Genomic DNA, 22,517 nt, shown 5'->3' with positions numbered 1-22,517 from the left:
AGCGAACCACCATGGGACGAGTTGTTGCAGCGGCGGTGTACAGCGCCGGCAGAAAAGTCACCAATATCAATATCGATGAAGGCAGCCAGTGGGCCAGTAAACCCGGGCATTTTGTCTGGATCGGCCTGGAAGAACCCAACGCCCAGGAACTGGCCAACCTTCAGCGCCAGTTCAACCTGCACGAACTGGCCATCGAAGACGCCCTGGAAAAGCACAGCCGACCGAAGCTGGAAACCTTCGGCGACGCGCTGTTCATCGTGACTTACTCGCCGGTGCGCCACGAAGGCAAGCTGGAGTTCATCGAAACCCACATCTTTGCCGGCAACGGCTACATCATCACCTGCCGCAATGGCCACTCCAAGTCCTACGCCCTGGTGCGCCAGCGCTGCGAAGCGCGGCCGCTGCTGCTGGAGCACGGCGAAGATTTCGTGCTGTACGCCCTGCTCGACTTCGTCACGGAAAACTACCAGCCCATCGGCGAAGCCATTCATGGCGAGATCGAAGAGCTTGAACAGACAGTGCTGAGCAGCTCGCTCCAGGAAGACGACATCCGCCGCCTGCACAGCCTGCGCCGTGACATTCTGCGTCTGCGCCGCTACGTGGCGCCAATGGTCGAGGTCAGCGAAGAATTGCAGCGCCTGACCTTCCCGTTTATCGACAAGAACATGCGCCCGTACTTTCGTGATGTGCAGATTCACGTGACCCGGCAGATGGAAGACCTGGCCGGGATTCGCGATATCGCCAGCCAGACCATCGAGATCGGCATGCTGCTGGAATCATCCCGGCAAAGCATCGTGCAACGCAAGTTCGCCGCCTGGGCGGCGATTCTGGCGTTTCCCACGGCGATTGCCGGTATCTACGGCATGAACTTTCAGAACATGCCGGAGCTGAGCTGGCATTACGGCTACTTCGCCGTGCTAGGCGGCATTGTGCTCGGCTGCACGGCGCTTTTCGCCAGTTTCAAGCGCTCCGGATGGCTTTAGCTTCGGGTTGCTGCGCGACAAAACGCATCATCCACTCACCGACCATGCCGCCCTGGTGCTCTTCGACCAGGCTGGCCACGGCTTTCTGGTAGACCTCCTGGCCGAGGCTCTGCTGACGCAGCTCCAGCAGCGCCCGGGAATAGTCGTGGACGAACTCGGGGTGGCCCTGGAAGCACAGCACCTGGTCGGCGATGTGATAGGCGGCATACGGGCAAAAATCGCTGGAAGCGATCACCGTGGCGTTTTCGGGCAATGCCGTGACCTGATCCTGATGGCTGATCAACAGGGTCAGCTCGGACACGGTCGGGTCCATCCACGGCGCCTTGGCGGCCAGCTGGTAGCGATGGATGCCCACGCCCCACCCTTGTGACGAACGTTCAGTCTTGCCGCCAAGCACCAGCGCCAGCACCTGATGGCCGAAGCACACACCCAGCAACTTGTCGCCACGGTTGTAGCGATCGAGCAAAAACGCCTTGAGCGTCTCGATCCACGGATCGGTGCCAAAAGAGTCGGCTTTGCTGCCGGTTACGAGGTAGGCGTCGAATTTTTTGCCATCATCGGGGTACTCGCCATTCATCACGTTGTACACGTCGAATTGCGCGGCGATGGGTTGACTGGCGAACAGCTGCTCGAACATCCGTCCGTAGCCCTGATACTGCCCGATCAGCTCGGGTCGCAGGACGTCGGTTTCCAGGATGCAGATGCGTAACGACATAAAAATAGTCCTGAACGACAAAGGCGGGATTGCCCCCTAGAGCCTGCCCCGAATAAGGCTTGCAAGCAAGTAGGATGCACTGACGAACGGTCAATGGCACAACTGCCTTCATCAACGGGTGCACAGGTGTCTAGCAAGGGAAAAATTTAGCTGATGGCACAAGGCCTCATAGCGAAAAAACACATTTTGTAATATCCAAAGATGAAAGCGTTCTAAAACAACGCTGACATTGACCCTAAGGTTAGCTGTATATCAATTCGTAAAGGTTCACGTCTGGACGTCAAACCGCGTTACCCATGTTTGCCGGATCGACGACAAGGAAGCCATAAGGCACTCAGGAATAACAACAAGAAGGCGGTCAGCCATGTTCAAACAATCCAAAGTACGTCAAGCCGGGCTCATTCTCTTTGCCACGACACTGCTGTTGATCCTGCCGAATCTGTCACGGCTGTTCGGCTAGCGGCTGTTTGCCTGAATAACCCTATGGTCCGATTCAGTCCTGCGCAGGTAATCTGCCAGCCTTGAACTGCTGGAGATTGCCTGTGCGCCCTTACCTCGTCCTGCTGTTATCGCTGCTGTGTCCGTCGCTGCACGCGGCGCAATTGACCCTGGAGCTGGGAAACACCAGCCGGAATTGGCAAAGCGCCGAACTGCTCAGCCATCCGGCAGCGCAGGATATCCGCATTGACGACGATGTCTCCTACAAGAAAACCATGCAGTACCGGGCGGTGCCGTTGGCCGCACTGCTGGCCGGGGTTAAGCCCGATGATCACCTCCAGGCGGTCGCCGAAGATGGTTTTGCAGCCGAAATGCCGGCCGCGCCGCTGCTCGCCAGCGGCCCCGCAAAGGCCTGGCTGGCCATCGAGGACCCAAATAAGCCCTGGCCACCCCTGAGTAACGGCAAACCCAGCGCAGGCCCGTTCTATCTGGTCTGGACAAACCCACAGGCCGGACGCATCAGACCGGAGCAATGGCCGTTCCAGGTGGCCAGCATCCGCCGCTTGCCCCCGGTTGCCGAGCGTTTCCCGGCGCTGCTGCCGGCCGCGACACTGCCCAGCGATGACCCGGCCAGGCTGGGCTTTGCCCTGTTCCAGAAAAACTGCCTGGCCTGTCACCGGCTCAATGGTGCGGGCGATGCGCAGTTCGGCCCTGACCTGAACCTGCCGTACAACCCCACCGAGTACTTCCAGCCCGCCTTTCTGCGCCGCTTGATCCGTGACCCGCAAAGCCTGCGGCAATGGCCACAGGCGAAAATGCCCGGGTTCAGCAGTGCAGTGCTCAGCGATCCGGAGCTTGATGCCCTGCTCGCCTACCTCGGGCACATGGCCACGCGCAAACACCCCTGAGCCTCATTGTTGCTGGGCGGTGACGCTCGGCAATACCAGGACTTTGGCATGCATCTGTTCGAAACCGCCGCCACGGCGCATGCCCCGCACCGGGCATGCATCCAGGTAGTCCAGGCCCACCGCCAGCTTGAGATGGCGCTCGGGCCGGGCCAGTTGATTGGTCACATCGAAGCTGTACCAGGCATCGTCGAGCCAGGCTTCAGCCCAGGCATGGCTGGCCATCTGCTGGCTTTGATTGTCGAACAGGTACCCTGACACATAGCGCGCCGGCACCCCCAGGCTGCGTGCGCAAGCCAGAAACGCGTGCGTATGGTCCTGACAAACGCCCGCTGCGCCGGCAAAGGCTTGCGCGGCACTGGTGTCGACCGCCGTACTGCCGGGCTGGTAAGTCATGCGCTGGTTAAGGGCGTTCATCAATTCAATCAGCGCTGAACGGTCGCGGCGATGGCGGCATTGTTCGCTGGCGAACGCGCGCAAGGCCTCATCGGCTTCGGTCAGGCGGGTAAAGCGTAGGAATGGCAGTGGCGACTGCGCCTCGTGTTCGGCTTCACGGGTTTCGTCGATCTCCACCAGGCCACGGGCAGCGATGACCAGATCCGAATGCGGCTCTTCCAGGCTCAATACATGCAGGATATTGCCGAACGGGTCCAGCTGCGCCCGCGCCGGACGCGGCAGTTCCAGCTGCCAGGCCAGTATCTGCTGACGTTCACTGTCATGGGGTGTCAGGCGCAAGTACTGGATACTGGCGCGCACCTGGTCTTCATAGTGGTAGGCAGTTTCATGGCTAATGGTCAGTCTCATACGGCCTCCAGGTAAGCACTGTGGATGGCGTTGCCCAACTGGCGCACCAGCGGGATGTAGTGGGTCAGCCAGGGGTGCAGGCCTTCGGCAAGGATTTCGTCGATGGCCGTGTAGCGCAGCCGGGCATCCACTTCGGCGGCCAAGCGCTGTGCAGCCCGGCCGTTGGCGCCTGGCAGGCTGGCGAGGATCTGGTCGATTTCTTCGGTGCAGGCACGCAGCGAGCGCGGCACATCGGCCCGCAGCAACAGCAGCTCGGCGACATGGCGGGCGGCGGGAGCATCACGGTAGATCTCGGTGTAGGCCTCGAACGAGGACAACGCCCGCAACAAGGCACTCCACTGGTAGTAACCACGGGCCGAACTGTCACTCACGGCCTCGGCCTCCTCGCCGAGCATCTCGTAGCGGGCATCGAGCAGGCGCAGCGTGTTGTCGGCACGTTCGATAAAGGTACCCAGGCGGATAAAACGGAAGGCGTCGTTGCGCATGATGGTGCCGTAGGTGGCGCCACGGAACAGGTGAGAGCGCTCCTTGATCCACTCACAAAAGCGGCTCATGCCGTAACGGCCCAGGCCCTGTTCGGCAATGCCACGGATTTCCAGCCAAGTAGCATTGATGTTTTCCCACATGTCGGCGGTAATCCGCCCACGTACCGCATGGGCACTGGCCCGCGCGGCGCCCAGGCAGCTGTAGATGCTCGCCGGGTTTTCCGGGTCCAGGGCGAAAAAGTGCAGCAGGCGTTCGGCATGCAACTGGCCGTGACGCTCCAGGTAGTCATCCAGGGTGCCGGTGATCAACAACGGCATGGCCATTTCATCCAGGCCATCACCGCGACCATCCTGAGGCATCAGCGACAGCGAGTAACTCACATCCAGCATCCGCGCGAGGTTTTCCGCACGCTCCAGATAACGCGACATCCAGTACAAATCTGAGGCTGTTCTACTCAACATGACTTAATCCTCGACCACCCAGGTGTCCTTGGTACCGCCGCCCTGGGACGAGTTGACCACCAGCGAACCTTCGCGCAGCGCCACCCGGGTCAGGCCGCCGGGTACGACCCGGGTTTCCCGCCCGGACAGCACAAAGGGGCGCAAATCGATGTGACGCGGGGCAATGCCGTTTTCCACAAAGGTCGGGCATGTCGACAGGCACAGGGTCGGCTGGGCGATATAGGCTGCAGGCCGGGCCTTGATCCGGGCAGCAAAGGCATCGATTTCGGCGCGGGTCGCGGCCGGGCCCACCAGCATCCCGTAGCCGCCCGAACCCTGGGTTTCCTTCACCACCAGCTCTGGCAGGTGAGCCAGTACATGTGAAAGCTCTTCCGGCTTGCGGCACTGCCAGGTCGGCACATTCTTGAGGATCGGCTCCTCATCCAGGTAAAAACGGATCATGTCGGTGACGTAGGGGTAGATCGACTTGTCGTCGGCCACCCCGGTGCCGATGGCATTGGCCAGCACCACGTTGCCACAGCGGTAAGCCGAGAGCAGCCCGGGCACGCCGAGCATGGACTCGGGGTTGAAGGCCAATGGGTCGAGAAAAGCATCGTCCAGACGCCGGTAGATCACATCCACAGGCTTGGGGCCGCCCGTGGTGCGCATGAACACCCGTTCGTCACGCACGAACAGGTCCGCCCCTTCGACCAGCTCGACGCCCATCTCCCGCGCCAGGAAGGCATGTTCAAAGAAGGCACTGTTGAAGCGACCCGGGGTCAGCACCACGACGCTGGGGTCATCCAGAGGGCTGGAGCTTTTCAGGGTGTCGAGCAACAGGTTGGGATAATGATCGATCGGCGCAATACGCTGGGCTGCGAACAGTTCGGGGAACAGGCGCATCATCATCTTGCGGTCTTCGAGCATGTAGCTGACGCCGCTGGGGGTGCGCAGGTTGTCTTCAAGCACGTAGTAGCTGCCATCGCCGTCACGCACCAGGTCAACACCGGACACATGCGAGTAGATATCGCGGTGCAGGTCCAGCCCCTGCATTGCCAGTTGATACTGCTCGTTGGCCAGCACCTGTTCGGCCGGAATGATCCCGGCGCGAATGATCCGTTGCTCATGGTAGAGGTCGGCCAGAAACAGGTTCAGCGCCTTGACCCGCTGAATACAGCCGCGCTCGACCATTCGCCATTCACTGGCCGGAATGCTGCGCGGAATGGTGTCGAACGGGATCAGGCGTTCAGTGCCCTGTTCGTCGCCATACAGGGTGAAGGTGATACCGGCGCGATGAAACAGCAGATCGGCTTCGCGCCGACGCTGGGCCAGCAATTCCGGCGGGGTGTCAGCCAACCAGCGGGCAAACTCCCGGTAATGCGGACGGACCTGGCCGTCTGCGCTGTACATCTCGTCATAAAAGGTGCGGATCATGCCGAACTCCTTGTCACCCGTGCACCTGAGCCATCGCAAGCCTCGTGCCAGCGGCATAATTCCTTTGATTTCAATAGGTTGTATTTAGCAAAAAGAACGCTCGCACCAGATGTGTGCAATGCTTCGGGCTGGCGTGTGGCCAACGCTTCATTGCGAAGCGTTGGCCCGGGTTACAGCATTCAGGCCAACTGGCGTTCGTGTTTCACGCCCCAGCCTTCGATTTCTCCGCCCAAGGGGGCAATCACCGCTTCAAAATCCTGCTCGAACTCTCCGATGCCGCCGTAGGTGGCGTACATCACCTTGCTCAATTCCAGATTCCAGGCGCCATCGTCGCGCTCATGCACCTGGGCACTGAGTGACTCCCCGCGAAACTGCCCTGCTGCCCGTCGTGCCCGTGCCTCATCGGGGAAAACCGCATAGAACTCAATGGGATGAATCTGGGCAAAGTTGAAGCCGCCCTCTTTCATCTGGCGCAGCACAGTGCTGCTGATATCCTCGTATTGGCTGCTCATGAATCGTCCTCCTCATTACCGATGGATAGACTTTCAGTGCAAAACGCACCTGCCCGCCACACAGAGCGTGCGGGGGCAATTCGAGCTGATGCATGACGTGGATCGACAAGACCGGGCGTTCGGAAAAAACCGACCGACCTCGATTGCAGCGTAGCGCCTAGTTGGCCGGCGCGCCAATGGGCAGGTTCAAGGCGCCTCGGTGATGGCGGTGATTTCCACGCCACTCTGCTCTTTCAGCCATTTGGCCGTCGGCATGGAGGCGCGATCCTGGTAGTCGGTGAGATCCAGTTCGTCCATGACCGGATACAGGTGCGCGCGAATGCGCCGTGCAGCCTCTTCGATACTGGGCATTTGATCGCCGCTGTAGGGCAGCGACGTGCACTCGCCTTTCTGATCAACAAAGGTAATGACCCACGCTTTCATTGGACTCTCCTTTGTATTGATACTCAGGGTCGTTTGGCCCTACTCCCGTTGACCACACGGCCGGGGCGATGTTCAGTGCCGCCACGGGCGTGCGCATAAAAAAAGAGGCCCGAAGGCCTCTTTTTTTGCGGTTCAACACAACGCCGCGCGGTGCTTACTCCGGCGTGCCGTGGACAACGCCAGCGGTGTTATCCAGCAAGCTCTTGGTTGCGGTCTGGATAAACGACTCAAGCTTGTGGGTCAGCTCGGTCTGGTCCGGGCTTTCGATCAGCTCGGCCTTGAACTTGGCGCCCAGCTCGTAACGGTACATGCGTGGCGACATGTCCTTGGACTCGATCAGGATGCGATCACCCTTGACCAGGCCAACGATCTGCTCGCTGCCCGACGGTTTGATCATGCCAAAGCCCTGGTCGCCAGCCGGCAGGTTGAGCAGGTCGCGTCCCCAGCACTGGTGACGGGTTTCGCCGCCCAGGCGGCCCATGATGGTCGGCACGATATCGATCTGGGTGCCCACGGTATGGCTCACCGCACCGAACTTCTCCTGGATACCCGGGGCGATCAGCAACAGTGGCACGTTGAAACGACCCAGGTCGAGTTCGGTGACCTGCTCATGGTTGCCAAAACCATGGTCGCCAACGATGACGAACAGGGTTTCCTTGAAGTACGGCTCTTTACGCGCCTTCTCGAAGAACTGCCCCAACGCCCAGTCGGAATAGCGCATGGCCGTCAGGTGCTGATCCAGGCGGCCTTGACCGGTGACCGGCTCAACCGGCAGGTTGGCAGGCAAGGCATACGGGGTGTGGTTGGACAGGGTCTGCAGCAGGGCATAGAACGGCTTCTTGCCGTAGTTCTTGGCCAGCTCTTCGGCGCCGCGGTCGAACATGTCCTGGTCAGACACGCCCCAGGTCGGATCAGAGAACACCGGGTTGACGAAGTCATTGCGGCCAATGAAGGTGGTCATGCCCTGGTTGCCGAAGAAGCCCGACTGGTTGTCCCAGGCAAAGTCGCCGTTGTAGACATAGACGTCGTCATAGTCACGGGCGCTGAGCAGCGCTGGCAAGCCAGACAGCTTGTGGCCGCCTTCCGGGGTCTGCATCAGGTATTCGAAGCCCGGCAGGTTCGGGAAGCAGGCCATGGTGGCGAACATGCCCTGGTGGGTATGGGTGCCGTTGGAGAAGAAACGGTCGAACAGCAGACCTTCTTTGGCCAGCTTGTCAAAGTACGGGGTGATGTTGTTCGGGCTTCCCAGGGCACCCACCGAGTGACCGGCGAAGCTCTCCATCAGGATCACCACGACGTTCTTGATCGGCAGGGTGTTGGCGGCCGGCGGGGTGAAATCACGGCGCACGGCGGCGCTGTCGGCATCGACCAGCTTGTCGTTGTCGGTCAACAGCATGTCGCGCACGGTCTGGGTCGCCAGGGTTTGCTCGATGGTCGACTTCCAGATGTTGGCGCGGTCTTCACCGAAACGGCTCTTGGCGGCATCGATCAGGGTCAGGGTGCCGTTGAGGCCCAGCTGGTTGACGAAATTCGAGTCGGTGGTAAAGGCATCGCCCCAACGCATCGGCGGGCCCTGACGCAGGGTGCCACGGGCGGCAACCACGGCCACCAGCAGGATCATGAAGAACACCACGCCACGCACGTACCACGGGGCCACGGCACGAGTGCCGGCCGTCTGGTTCTGGTAGGCCCCACGTGGGCGGGTCAGGCGGTCAATGCCTTTGAAAATCAGGCTCAGCAACCAGGTGCCAATAATCCACGCCAGCAGGTAGCGCACTACCGGGAAGCCGTACCAGAGCATGCTCAGGACAGTCTTGGGATCTTCCTTGACGTACTGGAACACCAGGCCGTTGAGGCGCTGGTGGAACTCGCGGTAAAAGTCCATCTCCATCAGGCCGAGGAACATCACCACACTGGAGGCCAGGGTCAACCACACCCGGAACAGGCCGCGAGCAGCCATTGCGCGTGCGCTCAGGGTCGCCAGCAGCAGTGGAATGCTCAGGTAGACAACGACGCGCAAGTCGAAGCGCAGCCCATTGAGGAAGCCCTCGGCCACGGTCGACATCGGCGTGTCGCCGATCATGTCGCTGTTGTAGACCAGCAGTGCCAGGCGCACCAGGCTGAGCATCAGCATGATCACCAGGCCACACAAGAAAGTGTAGGCCAGGTGCGATTTTAGCGTTGGTTGCAGCGGGCGCGACGCAGCCCGCTGATCACTCAAGGCGTCCGTGTTAGCCATGGATTGGAAGATCCCTAGAATGCTGGTTCAAGAAGGCGGAAAAATCGAGTCGGCAAATGTGCACTAAACCCGAGGGCAATGCACGGCCATTCTGCTAACGAATAATTGCGCGCGCGGATTTTCCATAATCGAATGTGAAAATTTCGTTTAGAAGGGGCGATAGTCAGACCCGCTGTAGCAGCGAGAAACAATTCCATCGCTGGCCCAGGCACCTGCGGTATCGTTTACTTTCATTCTTTGCCCAGGCGATGTCCATGTACTACCGCTACCTGCCCAGCCCGCTCGGCCCGCTGCTACTGGCGGGCGATGAACAGGGCCTGCACCTGCTGCACATGGACGCCGCCCAGCCGTGGGAATTGCCGCAAGCCTGGCAACCCGCCGGCAATCAACTGGACGAGGTGGCGCGCCAGCTGGACGAGTACTTTGCCGGCAAGCGCGAACAGTTCCAGCTGTCACTGGCGGCGCAGGGCACAGCATTTCAGCAGGAGGTCTGGCAGGCGTTGCAGCGCATCCCCTACGGGACCACCTGCAGCTACGGCGACCTGGCCCAGAGCATCGGCCGCCCTCGCGCCGTTCGCGCCGTCGGCACCGCCAACGGCGCCAACCCGATCGCGATCATCGTGCCCTGCCACCGGGTGATCGGCAGCAACGGCACACTGACCGGCTACGCCGGCGGGGTGGAGCGCAAGCAACTGTTGCTGGAGCTTGAAGGCTCGTGGTTGCTCTGAGCCCTCCCCTACATCCGTACGTTCCCTCGTGGGCCGGCGATGGCCCAGATGATCAAGCCGAGTACCGGCAGCAGCAGGATCAATAAAATCCAGACGATCTTGATGCCAACGCTCGCGCCACTTTTGAGCACATTGATGATCGCCCAGATGTCCAGCGCCAGGATGATCAGGCCCACCAGGCCGTTGAATGTAGAACCCATGGTGTTTCCCTCGTATGCAGTGTGCCCAAAGGATAGTTGCCTATAACGCTGATAGAGGTGAATCGTTGGCCGGGCCGGCAACGCACTGGTTACACTCGAGGCATCCACTGCTTATAGAAAGAGATGATCATGCCCAGCGCCGAAAGCTCCAGCAGCCCCGTGCCCGAGTCATTACGCAGTGCCTGGCTGCAACAGGTGCAGTCCACACCGTGGCTAAGCGCCGGCTTGGCGTTGAGCCTGCTGACGGTATGCGGCCTGTTGATCGCCAGCGCCTGGAACGCAGTGAACGGCGACCATCAGGAAAATCTGCACATGGCCATGCTCGGCGGGCTGGCCGGCTTCGCTGCGACCGCGCTGGGGGCGATCATGGCGGTGCTGTTACGTGAAGTCAGCTCGCGAAGCCAGGACGTGATGCTCGGCTTCGCCGCCGGGATGATGCTCGCCGCCAGTTCGTTCTCGTTGATTCTGCCGGGCCTGGACGCCGCCCGGGAAATCACCGGCAACGGCCCCTACGCCGCACTCACGGTGGTAGTCGGCATGGGCCTGGGCGTGCTGCTGATGCTCGGCCTCGACCGCTTCACCCCGCACGAACACGAGAGCACAGGGCCTTGCGGCCCCCAGGCGGACCGGATCAACCGGGTGTGGTTGTTCGTATTGGCCATCACCCTGCACAACCTGCCTGAAGGCATGGCCATCGGCGTCAGCTTCGCCAACGGCGACCTCAATGTCGGCTTGCCGTTGACCAGTGCCATTGCCATCCAGGACATTCCCGAAGGCCTGGCCGTGGCGCTGGCATTGCGCGCTACCGGTCTATCCGCCTTGAAAGCGGCTTTGGTTGCGATTGGATCGGGCTTGATGGAGCCGATCGGGGCAGTGATCGGCCTGGGCATCTCCACCGGCTTTGCCATCGCCTACCCGGTGAGCATGGGCCTGGCTGCCGGGGCTATGATCTTTGTGGTGTCCCACGAGGTGATCCCGGAAACCCACCGCAACGGTCATCAAACCTCTGCCACCCTGGGATTGATGGGTGGCTTTGCGGTCATGATGTTCCTCGATACCGCCCTCGGTTAAACGTGCAGGGCCACCCGCAGCGCTTCGAGAGACGGCGCCGCGGCAATACCGACCTCGGCAGACAACGCCAGCACGCGTTCGAGGTCGTTGTTGCCAACCAGTACCACCTGCAGCTCGTCATCGAGCAACTGGCTGAAGTTCATCAGTACATACCCCCCGGCCTCCTTGTTCATCGCCCCCATCTGTACCTGGATACGGTTCAGCGCGGTCAACGGCTCGACTTTGGCCAGTTGCTTGGCCTTGAGAGTGAAGGCCACGCTCTTGTCGAACGAATCGACGATCTGGGCGAACAGGTCCTGATAGGTGTCGGCCTGGAACAGCACGGTGTCGGGCAGGCTGCCCACGACGATCCACTCCCACAAGGGGATCGGGAAGGTATCGTCGTAGTTGATATCCGGGTTGGCGGCAAGGAAGGCCTGCGGGTCGGCAGCGGCCTGGGCGGCTTCGTCGGCGATGCGCTCGATGTCGTCTTCGCGCATGCAGCCAGCGCTGATTTTGCCGATGAGTTCGACCAGTTGGGATTTCATGAAGGGGCCCTGCGACGGTAAAAAAGTCGCCAAGGATAGCCGCAAAAGGCCCTTTTGGGTTAACCGCGCAGCGCTTGCAGTTGCGCGGCCGTGTCGCTCGCGCCCATTGCGAGCGCAGCATCGAGGGCACTCATGCCCTTGGCATCCTGGTGAAGCGGATCGGCGCCCTTGGCAAGCAGGTAGTCGACGATGGCGGTGCGGTTGAACATGGCGGCCATCATCAGGGCGGTACGTCCGTCAGCGGCGCTGGCATCCACCGGCACGCCGTGTTCGATCAGCACTTGCACCATCGCCAGGTCGCCTTTGAAGGCCGAGCCCGCTAACGGCAACTGGCCATTGTCATTGGCGATCAGCGGATCAGCGCCCTTTTCCAGCAGCGTCTGCACGGCCTCTACATGCCCGTGATAGGCCGCGAGCATAAGCAAGCTGTCACCCTTGTGGTTGCGCAGGTTGGCGGGCAGGCCCTTGTCCAGCAAGCGCCCGAGCATAACCGCATCACCCTGGCGCGCCCGGTCGAACACTTCTTCTGCGAAAGCGGCTGCTTCGTCGTCGTTCATGCTCACGGGACTACGTTGGTCGGACATGGGGAACCTCCTGGCTAGTGGAAAGCCTCAAGTCTTGGTCAGTAAGCCAATGCGGTCAATTGTGGATAAGTCATCGCCACGACATAAGAAATCTATTGGCCGGGGCGCTGTGCAAAATGCACGATGCAAATTGCACGGCCATGCACAATGCACGGCCAGACTTACAAGGAAATTCTGCAAGCTATTGTTTTTAAACGACTTTAATTAACTGCATAGCCTGGCACAGTCGCTGCACTTCTCACTCCATGTCTGCCACTCACAGTCAGGAGCTGATATGGACCTCATCCAGGAAAAATTCGCCTCGGTATTCTCCGCCTACGCCGTCACCACTCAGGCGCGTCCCGATGGCGGCATTTTGCTGACCTTGCGGGCTGCCGATGGCAAAGTGACAAGACGGTCTATTTCTTATGGCCAGCTGCACAGCGCCGAACAGATGACCTGGGCGATCAGTGCCCTGCGCCGTGACCTGGCCGAACAAGCCAGTGAGCTGCCGGTAATTTCCCGGTTGCAGAGCCAGCAGCGGTTTGCGCTACCGACTTATCGCTGAATACTTCGTTCCACAGGCAGGTTGCAGACTGTAGGAGCGGATTTATCCGCGAAAGCTTGATGCGAGACGTCAAACCGGCCTGCTCGCAGCCTTTCACGGATAAATCCGCTCCTACAGGTCCGTGGTGTTCTGGAGCGGCGCAAGCCGGTCAGTCGTCGAGCCGCGGGAATGACTCGGCAACCTTGTCGCCGGTGAACCTGGCCGCTTGCCCTTCCACCGTATTGAACACGCGAAGGGCGACAAAACGGGGATCATCACCCATATCGACCCACAGCCGCGTGCCTGCCGGCACGCTGATCATGTCGCCCTTCTCGCACAACACGGCGTACACGTAATCCTCGATACGCAGGCTGAACAGCCCGCGCCCTGCCGCGAAAAAACGCAGCAGCTCTTCTGTGCAGGTGTGCTCGTCGCGCAAGCTTGCATCAGCCTCGCGGCTCACATCGACATGGCTGTACCCCTTTTCAGTCATCAGCCTGTCGAGATCTTGCCGATAAGCTGCAATGATCTCTTGCTCACTCGCACCCGGCTGCAGGGGCACACTGGCCTGCCAGCGCTCGAAGCGCACGCCCTGTTCGGCCAGGGTCGCGGCAATGTCCTCAAGGTGAGTAAGCACCTTGTTCGGAATGTCCGCAGTGGACTGGTGGTAGACGGTCAGACTGCTCATGGGCAATTCCTATAGCTGGGCATCTTTCATTCGGGTCGCAATGATAACGGCTGCAGCCATGGCTGCGACGCTGGCAATACTAAAGGTGGTAGCGGCGCCCAGCAGGTTCCAGCTGTAACCGGAGTACAGGGCCCCGAGCGCGCCTCCGGTACCCGCCAATGCAGCGTACAGGGCTTGCCCCTGCCCCTGCTGACGGGCAGCGAAACTGCGTTGTACAAAGGCGATGGAAGCCGCATGAAAACTGCCGAAGGTGGCCGCATGCAGCACTTGCGCGAACAACAGCACACCCACGTATTCGGCGAAATTACCCAGCAACAGCCAACGCAGTGCCGCCAGGATAAAACTGGCCATCAGCACCCGGCGCAGCGAGAAGCGCGCCAGGATCCGGCTCATTCCCAGAAACATCAATACTTCGGCCACCACCCCCAGGGCCCAGAGCAAGCCGATGGTGCCGCGGCTGTAGCCCAGTTGCTCCAGGTGCAGGGTCAGGAAGGTGTAGTAAGGCCCGTGACTGAGCTGCATCAACGCAACGCAGGCATAAAACGCAGCCACGCCAGGGCTCGCCAGCTGCTTGAGAAAACCGCCTGGGATGCGCTCGTTCGACCCCGGTGGCTGGGCATTGGGCACCCAGAAACTGGCCAGCACGATACCCGCCAGGATTATCACCAGCGCCTGTGGATAAACGTCCAGGCTCAACGCATCAAACAGGCGGCCCAGGCCGACAACGGTGAGAATGAAACCGATGGAGCCCCACAAGCGGATCTGGCTGTAACGAGTGGTCTGCCCCTGCAGGTGCGCCAGGGTGATGACTTCGAATTGAGGCAATACCGCGTGCCAGAAGAAGGCATGCAGGGCCATGACCAGCGCGAGCCAGGCGTAACTCTTATCGAAGAAAATCAGCGAAAAGCTTGCCAGGGTAGCCATCGCCCCCAGCCGCACGATCAATAAACGCTGACCACTGCGGTCACCGAGCCAGCCCCACACATTGGGCGCGATGCAGCGCATCAACATGGGGATGGCAACCAGCTCACCGATACGCGCGCTGGAAAACCCCAGGTGATGAAAATACAGCGCCAGGAAAGGCGCTGTAGCGCCGAGCAGGGCGAAATAGAACAGGTAAAAGCTGGACAACCGCCAATAGGGAATCGGTGCCACGGCTCAACACGCCGCGGCACAGGGGCCGAATGCGGGCATTACAGCTGACCCAGCACCGGGGTGTTCACCCGTACATCGGCATTCTGACCGCGATGGCGCAACAGGTGGTCCATCAGCACGATGGCCATCATCGCCTCGGCGATGGGCGTGGCGCGGATGCCCACGCACGGGTCGTGACGGCCCTTGGTGATCACCTCGACCGGGTTGCCATCGACATCGATCGAACGGCCCGGAGTGGTGATGCTGGAGGTCGGTTTCAACGCCAGATGGGCGACGATCGGCTGGCCGGACGAGATCCCGCCGAGAATGCCACCGGCGTTGTTGCTGAGGAAACCTTCCGGGGTCATTTCGTCGCGGTGCTCGGTACCACGCTGGGCGACGCTGGCAAACCCAGCACCGATCTCCACACCCTTGACCGCATTAATGCTCATCAGCGCATGGGCCAGCTCGGCATCGAGGCGATCGAAAATCGGCTCACCCAGCCCAGGCATAACGCCCTCGGCGACCACGGTGATTTTTGCCCCGACCGAATCCTGGTCGCGGCGCAGTTGGTCCATGTACGCCTCAAGCTCCGGCACTTTGTCCGGGTCGGGGCTGAAAAAGGCGTTCTGCTCCACCGATTCCCAGGTTTTGAACGGAATCTCGATCGGCCCCAGCTGGCTCATGTAGCCACGAATACGGATGCCCTGGCTGGCCAGGTATTTCTTGGCGATGGCGCCTGCCGCTACGCGCATGGCGGTTTCGCGTGCCGAGCTGCGGCCACCGCCACGGTAATCGCGCTCACCGTACTTGTGGTGGTAGGTGTAGTCGGCATGCGCCGGGCGGAACAGATCCTTGATCGCCGAGTAGTCCTTGGACTTCTGGTCGGTGTTGCGGATCAGCAGGCCAATGGCACAGCCGGTGGTACGCCCTTCGAATACGCCCGAGAGGATTTCGACCTCGTCGGCTTCCTGACGCTGGGTGGTGTGCCGGCTGGTGCCAGGCTTGCGCCGGTCGAGATCGTGCTGCAGGTCGGCCAGGGAAATCTCCAGGCCTGGCGGACAGCCGTCGACAATGGCGACCAACGCCGGACCATGGCTTTCGCCAGCGGTGGTGACAGTGAACAGCTTGCCGTAGGTATTGCCGGACATGCAGGACGCTCCGCGAATCAGCCTGATTTGAACAAGGCCGCCAGTATACGCAGGCTAACCAATCAGTTCATCCCTGACAGCGAACCTTCTGCTTGAGCACCGGTCAAACTGCCATCTCCTCGATAGTGGCCTCATGATGTTGCGCGTTCTCGCGGTAATCGTCCTGCTGTTCAGCAGCCTGGCCCAGGCCGCTGCACCCACGGTGCTCCAACGCCCGATCAGTCTCGATACCGGCAGCGGCGTGCTCTACGGCAGCCTTTTGCTGCCGCGTACCGAGCAACCGCCACCCGTGGTGCTGATCATCCCCGGCTCCGGCCCCACCGACCGCAACGGCAACAACCCCGATGGCGCCCACACCGACAACCTCAGGCAACTGGCCCTGGTGCTGGCGAAAAACCGCATTGCCAGCGTGCGTTACGACAAACGCGGTGTGGCGGCCAGTCGGGCAGCAACGCCCAACGAGCGCAATCTCAGCGTCGAACGCTATGTCGCCGATGTCGTGGCCTGGAGCCAACAGCTCAACGCCGACCCGCGCTTCGGCCCGCTGATTTTGCTCGGGCACAGCGAGGGCGCCCTGATCGCCAGCCTCGCGGCGCCTTCCAGTGGCGCCAGCGCGGTAATCAGCGTGGCAGGTACGGGCCGGCCGATTGATGAGGTGTTTCGCGCACAATTGGCAGGCCAGTTACCCAGCCGCTACAACCAGCAGGTCACGCAAATACTCGACACGCTCAAGGCCGGTCGCCCCGCAACCGATATCCCTCGCCCCTTGCAGGACGCGTTTCGCCCGTCGGTACAGCCATACCTGATTTCCTTGTTGCGCCAGGACCCGGCCGCAGCCTTTGCAAAGATTAAAGTCCCGGCGCTGATCATTCAGGGCACCCATGACATCCAGGTTGACGTCAGCAACGCCGAGCGGCTCAAGGCGGCCAAACCCGATGCCGAACTCGCGCTGATCCAGGGCATGAACCACATGCTGCGCATTGCCCCCACCGCTGCCAACCAGCAACGCGAGAGCTACCTGAACCCGAAATTGCCGCAAGCCAGCGAACTGGGTGAGCGCGTGGTCGACTTTATCCACAGGCTTCCCGCCGCTTGAACGAATTTCGCGTACATTCGGCCTCCAGTCCCGGACGATTCTGCCGATAAGCCGGTGCTGGCATCGTGATTGTGTCCAGCTTGCTGTGCACAAGAGGATTGCCGTGATGACTGAAGCCGCCCACCAGGACGCCCCCGAAACCCCAGACGCCGCGCCGGAACCTGCGCCCCTGCCTTGGGCCGATGTAGCGCCGGAACATTTCCAGATGCTGCGCCTGGCGCCGCTGCCTACCGACCGCAACAGTGGTGCACGACCACTGCGCTTCGTCCAGTACGGTTATGCCGAGCGGCACAGCAAGGACACCAGCCTGTTGCGCATGGCCATCCAGCTGCCGGGGCAGAAAGTACGCAAGGAACAGAATCACCTGGATATCTGGGTCGACCACCAGGAAAAGCGCGTGCACATCGGACCCGACAGCGGCCTGCAGATAGAGCCGCTGAACCGCGGCATCGGCCGCTTCATGCTGGCGCAGGCAGTGAGCTGGGCCCAGCGCAAATGGTCGCACTACCGCGTCGAAGGCGCTGCCCTGGCCAACAAGGACGCCCTCAACGAAGACACCCGCCTGCGCCGCGATCATGTGCTGCACAGCCATGGTCTGGAAGTCGAGTATGCCGATGCGCAGCACCTCAAGGGGCGCTACGTCGAAGTCCAGGTCGGAGAGCTCAAGGCTGGCTGGAGCACCGACAAACTGCAGCGCGTGGAGATACTCGATGCCGCGCAGATGCTCCAGCAGGCCGAGCAGAACCTGCAGGAAAAAGAAGCGCAGTTGCGCGAGCGCGATGAGCGCGTGAGCAAGTACCGCCGTGAAGACAGCGGCCTGCGATTCACCATCACCTGCCTGGTGGCCTTCGCCGTGTTCCAGGCCGGCTTGCTGATCTGGATCGCCACACACCGCTAAGATGGTGGCGATCCTGCTGAATCAGACCAGGCCGCTACGCGGCCCGGCGCCGGGCGTTACACCTTCGAAGCAAATAGCGCCTGGTGCTGACGGCATTGCTCGGCGGTGAGCATAAATACGCCGTGCCCGCCGCGCTCGAACTCCAGCCAGGCAAAATCCACTTCCGGGTACAGCGCTTCGACGTGCACCTGGCTGTTGCCGACTTCAACGATCAGCAAGCCCTTCTCGGTCAGGTGATCCGCCGCTTCGGCCAACATGCGCCGCACCAGGTCAAGGCCGTCGTTGCCACAGGCCAGGCCCAGCTCCGGTTCATGGTGGTATTCATCCGGCATGTCGGCGAAATCTTCGGCATCGACATACGGCGGGTTGGACAGGATCAGGTCAAAGCGCTGGCCCGGCAAGCCATCGAAACCGTCGCCCTGCACGGTGTACACGCGCTCTTCCAGGCCATGGCGCTCAATGTTCTGGTTAGCCACTTCCAGCGCTTCGAACGATAGGTCGGCCAGCACCACTTCGGCCTCCGGGAACACTTCGGCACTGACAATACCGATACAGCCCGAGCCGGTGCACAGGTCGAGAATGCGCGCCGGCTCAGCGGCCAGCCACGGCTCAAAACGCTTTTCGATCAGCTCACCGATGGGGGAGCGCGGAATCAGCACGCGTTCATCGACGATGAAGGCCAGACCGCAGAACCACGCCTCACCCAGCAGGTAGGCGGTTGGCACGCGGTCTTCGATGCGGCGCTTGAGCAGGCGCTGCAGGTGCACCAGCTCGTCGTCTTCCAGTTGGCAGTCCAGGTAGCTGTCGGCAACTTCCCAGGGCAGGTGGACCGAACCCAGTACCAGCAATCGTGCTTCATCCCAGGCGTTGTCGGCACCGTGTCCGAAAAACAGGCCATGTTCGTGGAAACGGCTGACAGCCCAACGGATATGATCGCGCAGGGTGCGCAGGCGAGAAGTGATCACAACAGACTCCTTGAAAGACGAGGCGCAATTCTAACAGCCCGACTCGAGAAAAGGTCGGCGAAAACGCCGTGTAAGCATTTTGCCGACATGGCTGCAGGCCACTAACCACGCCGCTTGTACGCGAAGCGATTCACATAAGTGCTCAGGCAGGGGAGAATAGGTGAAAAGCCCCCTCCAAAGGAGCCCTTGATGTCTGTTCCAATGACGATGTTCCACCTCAGCGGTCGTGGTTATCCACCGGCCAAGCTGAACAACGCCAGTCTGGTCATTATCGACGCGCAAAAAGAGTACCTCAGCGGTCCACTGGCGTTGTCAGGCATGGACGAAGCGGTCAAGAACATCGCGAAAATGCTCGACGCGGCCCGCAAGGCCGGCCGGCCGATCATCCACGTGCGCCATCTGGGCACCGTGGGTGGCATGTTCGACCCCCAGGGGCCGCGCGGTGAGTTCATTCCCGGGCTTGAGCCCCAGGGCGACGAGGTGATCATCGAAAAGCGCATGCCCAATGCCTTCAAGAACACCACCTTGCACGAAACCCTGCAGAAGTACGGCCACCTGGACCTGATCGTCTGCGGTTTCATGAGCCATTCGAGCGTGAGCACCACCGTACGCCGGGCCAAGGACTATGGTTACCGTTGCACCCTGATCGAAGACGCCTGCGCCACCCGTGACCTGCCGTTCAAGGACGGGGTGATTCCCGCAGCACAGATCCAGCAGAGTGAAATGGCAATCATGGCTGACAACTTTGCATGTGTGGCGCCGACCAGCAGCCTGATCTGACGTACCATCCGACGGGCTGGCGGAACCACCTTGCGGGTTTTCGGTCTTAAACCGGATATCCATAGAGGAAATCGGCATGAAATTGTCCGATGGTTTCGATGCCAAACGCTTGCGCCAGCGTGAGCCACGCAATTGGGGCGCGCGCTTGGCGGCAGCCTTCTCGGCGCTGCTGGCGACCCTGGGCGTGCTATTGGCCATGGCCGGCGCCGCCAGCCTGCTGGGCAACCCCGAGGCATTGGCCGAGCTCAATGCCAACCGGGCCGGTGCCGTAGTCATTCTGGTAGTCGGCTTGCTGTTGCTGTACTTCGGCATCTGGTTCTGGCGACGCAGCCGTTTGCGCTTGCGCCGCAGCCGCGAACTGAACCTTTCACCGCACCTGATGAAAAAACACGATTGACTGCAACCTGCGGGGGAGTCGCGTAAACTACGCCGCCCAGGCGGAGGCTTACATGCAAGACGACGATTTTTCCCTGTTCAAAAGCGAAATGCGCGGCGTCAAGCCGATCACGCACGATCGCGCCGAAGTTGGCAAACCCAAAGCCGACCGCAAGAAGCTGGCAAGCCTGCGCCAGGCCGCCACTGTGCGTAGCGATCAGACGGTAGTCGATGGCCTGTCGGATCAGTTTGTCATCGATGTAGGCCCGGAAGACGACCTGCACTGGAGCCGTGACGGTGTCCAGGAAAGCCAGATGCGCAAGCTCAAGCTCGGCCAGATCGGTTTCGAAGGCAGCCTCGACCTGCACGGCATGAACGTGGAAAAAGCCCGCGAAACGCTGTGGGCCTTCCTCGCCGAGGCAACCCGCTTCGAAGTACGTTGTGTGCGGGTTACCCATGGCAAGGCAGTACGCCTGGACGGCAAGAAGCCAATGATCAAAAGCCACGTCAACACCTGGCTGCGCCAACACCCGCAAGTACTGGGGTTTACCTCGTGCCAGGCCCGCCACGGCGGCACCGGCGCGGTATACGTGATGCTCAAACGAACCATGCTCGAAGGCCGCGACGAGTAACGCCGCGCTTGCAGCGCCGCCACAGCCGCCGTACCCTTCGCGTTTGCGATAATTCCCCACAGGTAGATCCATGTCCCTGGAACAGAACTACACCGCTATCCTCGGCCAGATTGGCGAGGACGTCTCCCGCGAAGGCCTGCTCGACACGCCCAAGCGGGCTGCGAAGGCCATGCAGTACCTTTGCCGCGGTTATGAACAAACCCTGGAAGAAGTGACCAACGGCGCACTGTTCAGCTCCGACAACAGCGAAATGGTCCTGGTCAAGGACATCGAGCTGTACTCGTTGTGCGAACACCACATGCTGCCATTCATCGGCAAGGCCCATGTTGCCTACATTCCCGATGGCAAGGTCCTGGGCCTGTCCAAGGTTGCACGGATCGTCGACATGTACGCACGTCGCCTGCAGATCCAGGAAAACCTCAGCCGTCAGGTTGCCGAGGCGATCCAGAAAGTTACCGGCGCCCTGGGCGTCGCGGTGGTTATCGAAGCCAAGCACATGTGCATGATGATGCGCGGCGTCGAGAAGCAGAACTCCACCATGATCACCTCGGTGATGCTTGGCGAGTTCCGCGAAAATGCCGCCACCCGCAGCGAGTTTCTCAGCCTGATCAAGTAAACAGGCCCGTCTGCAAGCCGACCTTCCGTGGTCGGCTTTTTTATTCCGAGGAGTTGCCATGATCGTCAAAGCACTGCGTGTGGGCCTGGGCCAATTGATTGTTTTCGGTGACTGGATCAGCCGCCCGGCCAAGCTCAAGCGCGACCCTGCCGACCAGGCCAAGGTCGAACAACAGGCCAAGGGCCTGAGCCTGTATCAATTCCACGCCTGCCCGTTCTGCGTGAAAACCCGCCGCACCCTGCACCGCCTGAACGTACCGGTGGCCTTGCGCGACGCGAAGAACAACGAACAGGACCGTCAGACCCTGCTCACCGAGGGTGGCAAGATCAAAGTACCGTGCCTGCGCATCGACGAAGACGGCAAGACCACCTGGATGTACGAGTCCAAGGTGATCATCGACTACCTCAACAAGCGTTTTGCTGCCTGATCGCTCAGCCGGTCATGGTCACATGACGGGGATGGCTGGCCACGCGTTCCAGCCATGCCTGGATTGCCGGGTACGCCTCCAGGTCAAACCCGCCCTGATGGGCAACATGGGTATAGGCGTACAATGCGACGTCGGCGATCGAGTAACTGTCCCCCACCAGGTACGGGGTTAGCTGCAGCTGCTTCTCCATTACCCGCAGGGCTTTGTAGCCGCCCTTGTGCAGGGTTTTGTACTCCTCCAGGCGCTCTTGCGGCAGCCCCAGGTAAAACTGGATGAAGCGTGCCACGGCAATGTACGGCTCATGGCTGTATTGCTCGAAAAACTGCCACTGCAGCACTTGCGTGCGCAACCGCGGTTCGGTGGGCAAAAACGCACTGCCGTCGGCGAGGAAGTTGAGGATCGCGTTGGACTCCCACAGGTACGTGCCATCTTCAAGCGCCAGCACCGGCACTTTGCCGTTGGGGTTCATGGCCAGAAACTCCGGCGTTTCTGTTTCGCCATTGAGGATATCCACTGACTGCCATTCGTACGGCAGATCCAGCAGATGCAGCATCAGCTTGACCTTGTAGCAGTTGCCCGACTGGTAATCACCGTAAACCTTGTACATCACCCCTCCCCCCCGTTCATTGCGCAAACCTGCCTGCACTCATAGTTGGCGACTGTACGGCTAAATGCAATGCCTGCTGTATGGCATGAATCAAGGTCCTGCGCGTTAGTCTGAAAAAACTGCTTACACCTTG

General features: G+C 60.9%; 27 protein-coding genes. 12 read left to right on the top strand and 15 right to left on the bottom strand.

The genetic code is table 11. The features are described 5' to 3' along the window. Nucleotides 1–11 precede the first annotated feature (11 nt). The gene (locus tag DM813_RS24260; RefSeq protein WP_128325957.1) at nt 12–983 is read left to right on the top strand and encodes a magnesium and cobalt transport protein CorA; all 972 of its coding nucleotides are present in this window, start codon (nt 12–14) and stop codon (nt 981–983) included. Here DM813_RS24260 and DM813_RS24255 read toward each other — a convergent pair. Beyond that, a complete protein-coding gene (locus tag DM813_RS24255) occupies nt 961–1,698 on the bottom strand; it encodes an amidotransferase (protein WP_128325956.1) in 738 nt (245 codons plus the stop codon). The genes DM813_RS24260 and DM813_RS24255 overlap by 23 nt on opposite strands. 542 nt (nt 1,699–2,240) lie before the next feature. On the opposite strand from DM813_RS24255, the gene DM813_RS24250 reads away from it, so the two are divergent. Continuing rightward, the gene (locus tag DM813_RS24250) at nt 2,241–3,044 is read left to right on the top strand and encodes a c-type cytochrome (RefSeq protein WP_128325955.1); all 804 of its coding nucleotides are present in this window, start codon (nt 2,241–2,243) and stop codon (nt 3,042–3,044) included. A 3-nt stretch (nt 3,045–3,047) separates the two neighbouring features. Here DM813_RS24250 and DM813_RS24245 read toward each other — a convergent pair whose 3' ends face one another. The 6 genes from DM813_RS24245 to DM813_RS24220 all read right to left on the bottom strand — a co-directional run bounded on the left by DM813_RS24245 (nt 3,048) and on the right by DM813_RS24220 (nt 9,379). Beyond that, the gene (locus DM813_RS24245) at nt 3,048–3,845 is read right to left on the bottom strand and encodes a transglutaminase family protein (RefSeq protein WP_128325954.1); all 798 of its coding nucleotides are present in this window, start codon (nt 3,843–3,845) and stop codon (nt 3,048–3,050) included. Further along, the gene (locus DM813_RS24240; protein WP_128325953.1) at nt 3,842–4,792 is read right to left on the bottom strand and encodes an alpha-E domain-containing protein; all 951 of its coding nucleotides are present in this window, start codon (nt 4,790–4,792) and stop codon (nt 3,842–3,844) included. Before DM813_RS24240 ends, DM813_RS24245 begins: the two co-directional genes overlap by 4 nt. 3 nt (nt 4,793–4,795) lie before the next feature. Then, complete coding sequence (locus DM813_RS24235; RefSeq protein WP_128325952.1) at nt 4,796–6,205, bottom strand: circularly permuted type 2 ATP-grasp protein; 1,410 nt, start codon at nt 6,203–6,205, stop codon at nt 4,796–4,798. Nucleotides 6,206–6,384: 179 nt separating this feature from the next. Then, nucleotides 6,385–6,717, bottom strand: coding sequence for a ribonuclease E inhibitor RraB (locus tag DM813_RS24230; protein ID WP_128325951.1), 333 nt, complete (start codon nt 6,715–6,717; stop codon nt 6,385–6,387). A 186-nt stretch (nt 6,718–6,903) separates the two neighbouring features. Beyond that, a complete protein-coding gene (locus DM813_RS24225) occupies nt 6,904–7,140 on the bottom strand; it encodes a hypothetical protein (protein ID WP_128325950.1) in 237 nt (78 codons plus the stop codon). A 154-nt stretch (nt 7,141–7,294) separates the two neighbouring features. Beyond that, a complete protein-coding gene (locus DM813_RS24220; RefSeq protein WP_128325949.1) occupies nt 7,295–9,379 on the bottom strand; it encodes an LTA synthase family protein in 2,085 nt (694 codons plus the stop codon). A gap of 254 nt (nt 9,380–9,633) precedes the next feature. Between DM813_RS24220 and DM813_RS24215 the strand changes: the two genes are divergently transcribed. Further along, complete coding sequence (locus DM813_RS24215) at nt 9,634–10,107, top strand: methylated-DNA--[protein]-cysteine S-methyltransferase (RefSeq protein WP_128325948.1); 474 nt, start codon at nt 9,634–9,636, stop codon at nt 10,105–10,107. 8 nt (nt 10,108–10,115) lie between these two features. On the opposite strand, the gene DM813_RS24210 is transcribed toward DM813_RS24215, so the two are convergent. Further along, the gene (locus DM813_RS24210; RefSeq protein WP_128325947.1) at nt 10,116–10,307 is read right to left on the bottom strand and encodes a PLDc N-terminal domain-containing protein; all 192 of its coding nucleotides are present in this window, start codon (nt 10,305–10,307) and stop codon (nt 10,116–10,118) included. A 129-nt stretch (nt 10,308–10,436) separates the two neighbouring features. Between DM813_RS24210 and DM813_RS24205 the strand changes: the two genes are divergently transcribed. Further along, nucleotides 10,437–11,378, top strand: coding sequence for a ZIP family metal transporter (locus tag DM813_RS24205; protein ID WP_128325946.1), 942 nt, complete (start codon nt 10,437–10,439; stop codon nt 11,376–11,378). Here the strand turns inward: DM813_RS24205 and DM813_RS24200 are convergent. Next, nucleotides 11,375–11,905: a hypothetical protein gene (locus DM813_RS24200; protein WP_128325945.1), complete on the bottom strand. Its 531-nt coding sequence runs from the start codon at nt 11,903–11,905 to the stop codon at nt 11,375–11,377. The genes DM813_RS24205 and DM813_RS24200 overlap by 4 nt on opposite strands. 59 nt (nt 11,906–11,964) lie before the next feature. Further along, nucleotides 11,965–12,489: an ankyrin repeat domain-containing protein gene (locus DM813_RS24195; RefSeq protein WP_128325944.1), complete on the bottom strand. Its 525-nt coding sequence runs from the start codon at nt 12,487–12,489 to the stop codon at nt 11,965–11,967. 274 nt (nt 12,490–12,763) lie between these two features. Between DM813_RS24195 and DM813_RS24190 the strand changes: the two genes are divergently transcribed. Next, nucleotides 12,764–13,036, top strand: a complete 273-nt coding sequence (locus DM813_RS24190; RefSeq protein ID WP_128325943.1) for a DUF3509 domain-containing protein — start codon at nt 12,764–12,766, stop codon at nt 13,034–13,036. A 148-nt stretch (nt 13,037–13,184) separates the two neighbouring features. On the opposite strand, the gene DM813_RS24185 is transcribed toward DM813_RS24190, so the two are convergent. From DM813_RS24185 to aroC, 3 genes are read right to left on the bottom strand one after another with little or no spacing between them, the layout of a single operon-like run. Further along, on the bottom strand, nt 13,185–13,703 hold the full coding sequence (locus DM813_RS24185; RefSeq protein WP_128325942.1) for a 1,2-dihydroxy-3-keto-5-methylthiopentene dioxygenase: 519 nt from the start codon (nt 13,701–13,703) through the stop codon (nt 13,185–13,187). A 9-nt stretch (nt 13,704–13,712) separates the two neighbouring features. Beyond that, entirely contained in the window at nt 13,713–14,858 is a 1,146-nt protein-coding gene (locus DM813_RS24180) for an MFS transporter (RefSeq protein ID WP_128325941.1), read from the bottom strand. A 38-nt stretch (nt 14,859–14,896) separates the two neighbouring features. Further along, a complete protein-coding gene (aroC, locus tag DM813_RS24175; RefSeq protein ID WP_128325940.1) occupies nt 14,897–15,988 on the bottom strand; it encodes a chorismate synthase in 1,092 nt (363 codons plus the stop codon). A gap of 133 nt (nt 15,989–16,121) precedes the next feature. On the opposite strand from aroC, the gene DM813_RS24170 reads away from it, so the two are divergent. Both DM813_RS24170 and DM813_RS24165 read left to right on the top strand, forming a co-directional pair. Continuing rightward, nucleotides 16,122–17,084 carry an alpha/beta hydrolase gene (locus tag DM813_RS24170; RefSeq protein WP_128325939.1) on the top strand — a complete coding sequence of 321 codons (963 nt, stop codon included), beginning with the start codon at nt 16,122–16,124 and terminating at the stop codon, nt 17,082–17,084. Between the two features lie 106 nt (nt 17,085–17,190). Beyond that, the gene (locus DM813_RS24165; protein WP_128325938.1) at nt 17,191–17,982 is read left to right on the top strand and encodes a hypothetical protein; all 792 of its coding nucleotides are present in this window, start codon (nt 17,191–17,193) and stop codon (nt 17,980–17,982) included. A 56-nt stretch (nt 17,983–18,038) separates the two neighbouring features. On the opposite strand, the gene prmB is transcribed toward DM813_RS24165, so the two are convergent. Continuing rightward, nucleotides 18,039–18,947, bottom strand: coding sequence for a 50S ribosomal protein L3 N(5)-glutamine methyltransferase (gene prmB, locus DM813_RS24160; protein WP_128325937.1), 909 nt, complete (start codon nt 18,945–18,947; stop codon nt 18,039–18,041). Between the two features lie 189 nt (nt 18,948–19,136). On the opposite strand from prmB, the gene DM813_RS24155 reads away from it, so the two are divergent. The 5 genes from DM813_RS24155 (at nt 19,137) to DM813_RS24135 (ending at nt 21,777) form a co-directional block, all read left to right on the top strand. Continuing rightward, complete coding sequence (locus tag DM813_RS24155) at nt 19,137–19,727, top strand: cysteine hydrolase family protein (protein ID WP_128325936.1); 591 nt, start codon at nt 19,137–19,139, stop codon at nt 19,725–19,727. Nucleotides 19,728–19,803: 76 nt separating this feature from the next. Continuing rightward, a complete protein-coding gene (locus DM813_RS24150) occupies nt 19,804–20,124 on the top strand; it encodes a hypothetical protein (RefSeq protein WP_128325935.1) in 321 nt (106 codons plus the stop codon). 52 nt (nt 20,125–20,176) lie between these two features. Then, a complete protein-coding gene (locus DM813_RS24145) occupies nt 20,177–20,734 on the top strand; it encodes a Smr/MutS family protein (RefSeq protein ID WP_128325934.1) in 558 nt (185 codons plus the stop codon). A gap of 70 nt (nt 20,735–20,804) precedes the next feature. Further along, the gene (folE, locus tag DM813_RS24140; RefSeq protein ID WP_128325933.1) at nt 20,805–21,350 is read left to right on the top strand and encodes a GTP cyclohydrolase I FolE; all 546 of its coding nucleotides are present in this window, start codon (nt 20,805–20,807) and stop codon (nt 21,348–21,350) included. 58 nt (nt 21,351–21,408) lie between these two features. Then, nucleotides 21,409–21,777 carry a glutathione S-transferase N-terminal domain-containing protein gene (locus tag DM813_RS24135; protein ID WP_128325932.1) on the top strand — a complete coding sequence of 123 codons (369 nt, stop codon included), beginning with the start codon at nt 21,409–21,411 and terminating at the stop codon, nt 21,775–21,777. A gap of 4 nt (nt 21,778–21,781) precedes the next feature. Here the strand turns inward: DM813_RS24135 and DM813_RS24130 are convergent, their stop codons facing one another. Next, the gene (locus DM813_RS24130; protein WP_128325931.1) at nt 21,782–22,384 is read right to left on the bottom strand and encodes a glutathione S-transferase family protein; all 603 of its coding nucleotides are present in this window, start codon (nt 22,382–22,384) and stop codon (nt 21,782–21,784) included. Nucleotides 22,385–22,517: the final 133 nt, after the last annotated feature.

It is taken from the genome of Pseudomonas alkylphenolica, assembly GCF_004025535.1.
Taxonomy (GTDB): domain Bacteria; phylum Pseudomonadota; class Gammaproteobacteria; order Pseudomonadales; family Pseudomonadaceae; genus Aquipseudomonas; species Aquipseudomonas alkylphenolica_A.
Note: the sequence above shows the minus strand (reverse complement) of the source record. Positions and strands in the feature narration are given on the sequence as shown.